Source organism: Candidatus Bipolaricaulota bacterium (assembly GCA_021159055.1).
Lineage (GTDB): Bacteria > Bipolaricaulota > Bipolaricaulia > UBA7950 > UBA9294 > S016-54.
Window position 1 is genome coordinate 1 of the sequence record JAGGSO010000040.1, and the last position, 4,288, is coordinate 4,288.

The window sequence follows — 4,288 nt, forward strand, 5'->3', positions numbered from 1 at the left end:
TGGGAGCAACACGATCGTGAAGGTGGAAAACCTGGGAACAGCGACCACGGCCGACGTCAAGGACATCAAGGTCACCCTCACGATCAACGGAACGGACTACACCTGGGGCTGGGGAGCATGGGCACCGGGAAGTCCGATGGAGTTCAACTATGCCGATTTCACACCCGCACCGGCGGACATCCCGGATAATAGCAGTGTCACCGTCACGGTCGAGATGCGGATCCAAGACCAAGGGAGCGTGACCGATGGGCGGACGATCCGCACCAGGGTTACTCTACTGGTCAAGGAAGGAGGCCAATCCTACGAACAGACGGTGACCTCGAGTACAACCCAGACGATCCGCAAGCAGGGGTTTGAAGAGATCGAGGAAGACAGTACGAGTCTTGTATCGGGCACAATGACTACTGGGAGCAGCCTCGAGCAGACCGTCAAGGTTACGGATGATGATGTGAACGCGGACGACATCAGAGCGAACAAGATCTACATCCGCAACCTGGGGACGGCCTCCGGGGACGAGATCCATCAGATCCAGGTGAAGGCGGGTGCTACTACTCTGGTTACCATCACCCAGCCGAACGCACTGTTCGACAACTTTAAAGCGGGGATGACGATTCCGTTCACAACCACCAAACTCGTAGCAGACGATGGAAGCTTGACCCTAAAGATCTACTACGAGATCGGAACCCCGGTCGACGGGCACACTGTCCAGCCGGTGGTGAAAATACAAGGAAGGGAAAACGGTGTCGATTACTGGAGTGACGAGGTCACCTATCCGGATTCGATCGCTCTGTATCAGCCGGGGTTCGAGACCGTGGAGAACGTTACCCCGCCGGAAGGGGGTACAGCTTACTCCGGCCAGCGATTCCTCGCCCAGAAGATCAGGCTGGTGGATCAAGACGAGAACGACGACGACGTAACGATCGGTCCGATCGTGGTTAAGAACACGGGGACAGCGCAGGCCAGCTCCGATGTGGTAAAAATTGAGATCTGGCGCCAGGATCCAGGTGCCGACCCTGTTCTCCTCGGTGAGGCAACCAACCTCGCCGGTCTGCGCACCGCTGGGGTCACAATTTCCACTCCAGATCACAACGTTGTTACTGATAAAGCAACTGGCACGGAGACGTTCCTTAACATCTACGTTACAATAGCCGAACCGGAACAGATGACCGCCGGGCGCACCGTGCAGCTACGCACCCGCGTCCTCCACACCGAGGCAGGGGTATCCTACGATAAAGCGGCGCTCAGCAACCAATGGACGTTGGCGATCAACCACAGACCGGTACCGGATTTCACGTTCAAGAAGGCGAGCACGAGCGCCGCATCCGCGGTTCCTAAGGCGGACTTCACTTACCAGGACACGATCAAGTTCACCGGCACGGCGACCGATCCAGATGGAGACAGCATCGTCGCTTGGCACTGGGACTTCGGGGACGGGACGACCTCGGATGAGCAGAATCCGACTCACCAGTACCCGAACGGGGGGACGTTCGACGTCACCCTGACCGTCACCGATGACAAGGGGCTCACCGGTTCGGTGACGAAGACGATCACCGTTGAGGGGCCGCCGAACGAGCCGCCGGTGGTCGACTTCACCTGGAGCCCGAGTGCTCCTGACGTGGGAGAGGAAGTGACATTCACCCCCACGGTCACCGATCCTGATACTCCGTTCACCTATGCGTGGGACTTCGGGGACGGGACCACGAGCCAGAGCGAAAGCCCGAAACACTCATTCGCCGAGAAGAAGGCGTATACGGTCACGCTCACGGTCACCGATTCCCGCGGTGGATCGACCACGGTGACAAAGACTCTGTCCGTGGGGAACGAGCCGCCGGTGGCGAGCTTTACCGTTTCCAATACAACCCCGGTGGTTGGTGAGACGGTTCAGTTCACCGATACGTCCAGCGATCCGGATGGTGACGATATCACCGCCTGGCAATGGGACTTCGGCGACGAAACCACCGCGGACGAGCAGAACCCGACCCATGCTTACACCGTCGCTGGAACATACACCGTCAGTCTGGTAGTCACCGATGCCAAGGGAGGACAGAGCACGGCGGCAACGCAAGAGATAACGGTGACCGGCCCGAGCAACATCGTCACCTACGCCTACCCGAACCCGGCGACGGCGACGGCGACGATCGTCTACTACCTGCCGGAGGGGACGACCGATCTCGTCCTCCGGGTGTACGACCTCGTCGGAAACCTGGTCTACGAGCACGACCTCGCCGCGGCGGAGTCGACCTATGATTGGGATCTCACCTCGACCTCCGGCGACGAGTTGGCCAACGGGCTTTACTTCTACGTGGTGACGGGGAAGGACGCCTCCGGAAAGGCGATCCGCTCTGCGATATTCAAGCTTCTGATTCAACGATAAGGGAGGGGAACGACTGTGAACCGACTGTACATACTATTTGTAGTGATCCTCCTCGGGCTGGGACTGGAGGCCGCCGGGGCAAGCGCGGTCTCGGTCCTCGACTTTGCCCCCGGTGTGCGCGCGATCGGAATGGGCGGGGTGATGATCGCCCGGATCGACGGGGCGGAGACCCTGTACAACAATCCCGCCGGCCTCACCGAACTTAACGGGATCGGGCTCGGTTCTAGCTACTCCATCCAGCCCGGTATCCTGAGCTACGGCGCGGTGGATCTGACGTTCCCCAACTGGGGACTGGCGTTCCTCAGCCTGAGCTCCGGCGACATCCAGGGGTACGACTCATCCGGGAGCCAGACCGAGGTCCTCTCCTACCAGGATACAGCGTTGGTGTTCGGGTTCGGTATCTCGCCGAAGACCATTCCGTTCATCCCCCATCTCCCGCTCGATTTCTCCCTCGGGGGAAGGCTGAAGTATCTCTCGGTGACGAATGGGGCAGCGAAGGGATCGGGGTTCTCGCTCGATCTTTCCTATCTGATGACCTTCCCCGACCGTCGGCTCGGCCCGGTCTCCCTCACCGATACCACCGTCGGGGTGGGGATGACGAACCTATTCGGGTCCCTCAACTACGAGAACCATTCCGACCCATTCGGGATGACGATCGTGACCGGGGCGGCGACCAAGATCGCCGATCTGGTAACGACCGCGATCGACGTCGACCTGGCCGGTGCCATCCACCTCGGGGTCGAGTACACGCCGGTCTCCACCTTCGCCATTCGTGCCGGGGTGTTCAACCGGCCCGGTGGGATGGCGGTCACCCTCGGGCTCGGAGTCGACGTGCAGGGGTTCATCCTCGATTACGCCTACGTCTCCGGCCCCCTCGGGGGGAGCCATCGGGTTTCACTCTCGATCGATTTCTCCGGGATCGATATCTCCGCGTTCAGCCGCACCTTCCGCCGGATCCTGCCGTAGCAGGGGACAAGCGAACAAGCAAGCAGCAGCGGGCGGTTCATCCGCCCGCTTTCCATTCCTCCTCCAACTCGGCGAGCCGATCGGCGGCGATCGCGGCGCGGATCTCCTCCAGCAGCCGCGTCAGGAACCTGAGGTTGTGGATCGTGGCCAGGCGATAGAACGACAGCTCACCGGCGCGGCACAGGTGGCGGAGATAGGCGCGGGAGTGATGGCGACACGTGAAGCAGTCGCACGTCGGGTCGATCGGGCGGGGATCGTCCCGGAAGCGCGCGTTTCTCAGGTTGATCCGGTGGCGCGGCGCGCCCTTGACGAACACCGTGCCGTTTCTGGCGATGCGCGTCGGGGCGGCGCAGTCGAACGTGTCGATCCCGCGGCGCACCGCGGCGAAGATGTCCTCGATCTCCCCGATCCCGAGCAGGTGCCGCGGCTTTCCCGCGGGCAGGAGCGGGACCGTCCAATCGAGGACGCGGTACATGTCGGCCTTGGACTTCCCGAGCGATCCCCCGATCGCGAACCCGGAGAAGTTCATCCCCCCGATCACCCGCGCGCTCTCGGTCCGCAGGTCCTCGTACGCTCCGCCCTGCACGATCCCGAACAGTCGCTGATGCGGATTGGGAAACGAGCTATCGTTTTGCAGCCTCGCGAACGCGGCGAGCGCCCGCTCCGCCCAGCGGTGGGTGCGTTCCATCGCATTTTTGGTGTAGGCGTAGTCGTGCAGCGGCGAGGTGCATTCGTCCAGCACGAGGATGATGTCCGCTCCGAGCTTGCGCTCGAGCTCGATCACGCTCTCCGGGGAGAAGAACCGGTCCGAGCCGTCGATGATCGAGCGGAAGTGTACCCCCTCTTCGGTCAGTCGCACGAGCGACTTTCCCTGCTTGTAGTTCCCGGGTTGACGCGGTCGGTCCTCACCCGGGAAGATCGAGGCGACCTTCCCCACCCCGTGCTCCT

At 61.7% G+C, this 4,288-nt stretch carries 3 protein-coding genes; 2 read left to right on the forward strand and 1 reads right to left on the reverse strand.

The features are described 5' to 3' along the window. A partial coding sequence (locus J7J55_02200) for a PKD domain-containing protein (protein ID MCD6141517.1) occupies positions 1–2,374 on the forward strand: 2,374 nt, incomplete at its 5' end. A gap of 15 nt (positions 2,375–2,389) precedes the next feature. Continuing rightward, positions 2,390–3,340: a hypothetical protein gene (locus J7J55_02205; GenBank protein MCD6141518.1), complete on the forward strand. Its 951-nt coding sequence runs from the start codon at positions 2,390–2,392 to the stop codon at positions 3,338–3,340. A 37-nt stretch (positions 3,341–3,377) separates the two neighbouring features. Here the strand turns inward: J7J55_02205 and tgt are convergent. Next, positions 3,378–4,288 (reverse strand): tRNA guanosine(34) transglycosylase Tgt (tgt, locus tag J7J55_02210; GenBank protein MCD6141519.1); only part of this gene is annotated, 911 nt, incomplete at its 5' end.